At 68.9% G+C, this 1,942-nt stretch carries 3 protein-coding genes; all 3 read right to left on the bottom strand.

Annotated elements, in window-relative coordinates:
• A partial coding sequence (locus BDIM_RS02015; RefSeq protein WP_050796564.1) for an efflux RND transporter periplasmic adaptor subunit occupies window positions 1–1,098 on the bottom strand: 1,098 nt, incomplete at its 3' end.
• Window positions 1,099–1,280: 182 nt separating this feature from the next.
• Complete coding sequence (locus BDIM_RS02010; RefSeq protein ID WP_003163895.1) at window positions 1,281–1,718, bottom strand: DUF6491 family protein; 438 nt, start codon at window positions 1,716–1,718, stop codon at window positions 1,281–1,283.
• A 33-nt stretch (window positions 1,719–1,751) separates the two neighbouring features.
• Window positions 1,752–1,942 (bottom strand): hypothetical protein (locus tag BDIM_RS17780; RefSeq protein ID WP_040344565.1); only part of this gene is annotated, 191 nt, incomplete at its 5' end.

Below are 1,942 nucleotides of genomic sequence, written 5' to 3'. Positions count from 1 at the left end.
GCGCGGCGCGGCCACTGTCACCTTGTCGCCGTCGTTCAGGAAGCCGGCGCCGGCCACTACGACGCGGACGCCCGCGTTCAGCCCCTCGACCGAGGTCTGGTCGTCACGCCGCGACAGCACCGTCACCGGCACGAAGCGCACCGAGGAGTCGGCGTTCAGCACGAACACCCCTGACTTGTTGCTGCGGTAAAGGACCGCGTCCGTCGGCACCACGGTCGCCGGTCGGGCGCCCGCCTCGATGGCGGCGCGGGCGAACATGCCGGGTTTCAGCGCGCTGCCGGGCGCCAGGCTGATGCGCGCCAGGCCGAGGCGGGTCTGCGGATCGACTTCGGGCGTCACGATGCGGACCGTGCCGGTGGTCGAACCGGCCTGGCTGGAGGTGACAGCCGCGCTCTGACCGGCCTGGATCAACGGCAATTCGGTCTCGGGCACCTGGGCGTCCAGCTCCAGACGGCCGTCGCGCACCATGCGGAACAGTTCGGTTCCGGCGCTGATGATCTGGCCCTTGGTGACGCTGCGGCTGATGATCAGGCCGCTGACCGGCGCGCGGATGGTGGCCTGGGACAGGCGAGTCTGGGTCTCGGCCAGGGCGGCCTGGGCCGAGGCCAGATTGGCCGCCGAGGCCCGCTGATTGGCCAGGGCCGTGTCCAGCGACGCCTGGCTCAGGAAGCCGCGCGTCTTCAGCTCCTGCGCACGGCCCAGGGCGGCGTCGTCGCGGGCGACGTTGGCCTCCGCCGTCTGCACCGCCGCCTGCTGCTGGCGCACCTGGGCGCGCAGCAGGACGTCGTTCATCTGCACCAGCGGCTGGCCCTGACGGACATAGGAGCCTTCGTCGACATAGAGGGTCGTCGCCGTCAGTCCGCCGGTTTCGGCGCCGACCGGCACCTCTTCCCAGGCCGAGACGGTGCCCGAGGCGACCACGGTGCGAGGCAGGGCGACCGAGGTCGCCGTCGTCGCGCTGACGGTCTGGCGCGAGGCGCCGTCCTTCTTGTCCTTTTCGTCCCCGTGTCCGCCGCAGGCGGCCAGGGTCAGGCTTGAAGCCAAGGCGAGAGCCAGGCTGACGTTCAGCCTGGCCGGAAAGCGTCGAGAGGTCGCCACGTGCGGATATCCTGGGAGGTTGAGCGTACAGTCAGGCGCGCGCCAACCTTCTGTCCGGCGTCGCGGGCATAGCAACGCTGTTTACCCGTTCGGCGATCCGCGCTCAAACGACTCATTCGCAATTACTGCGATGTAATCTGCAACCGAAATGGGTTCTGACTGTGCGGGCGGCCGAGGTGCGATCAGGGGCGGACCCGATCCGGCAAGGCGGCGACCTCAGCCGCGCTCAGGGCCTTGACGATACGGACGCGGCAAGGACCGTTGACGCCCGACATGCCGCGCACGTTCAGGTTCGCCCAGTCGCCGGCGCACAGGCGTGACTTGCCGGCGCTTTGCGGGCGAATGGTAAGGGCCGTGGCGAAGTCCATGTCCTGACAGATGCCGGCCGCCTGGGCGTGATAGATGCGTCCGCGACCCGTGTCGAAATAGATGTTGGTGCGATCATCCGAGCGGAAGTTGCGGACCTGATCGGCATAGAAGCAGGGAGCCGCCGTCGACGAGGCCGTCTGCACGGTGGAGGCGCCGCCGTTCGTCTGGGGCGCGCAGGCTGCGACGCCCAGGCTCAGCGCCAGGCTCAAGGCCGTGATCTTACAAGCGGCGAAGGGAATGCGGCGAGCCATGGCGAATCCTTTGTCGATCGTTGGTATGCAACCCTAGTGGTCTTCAGCGACATTGTCATGACGCGCAGGGCTCAGACGATGCCCATGGTCGAGCTGAACGGGAGATGACCGCCCCATGATCAGCGCCGCCAGGTGCTCGCCCAGCAGCGGGGCGACGCAGAAGCCGCGCGAGCCCAGCCCCGTCAGGACGTACAGACCGGCTTCGCCCCAGGCGCCGCACAGCG

This window comes from Brevundimonas diminuta ATCC 11568, assembly GCF_000204035.1.
GTDB classification, from domain to species: Bacteria; Pseudomonadota; Alphaproteobacteria; order Caulobacterales; family Caulobacteraceae; genus Brevundimonas; species Brevundimonas diminuta.
Note: the sequence above shows the minus strand (reverse complement) of the source record. Positions and strands in the feature narration are given on the sequence as shown.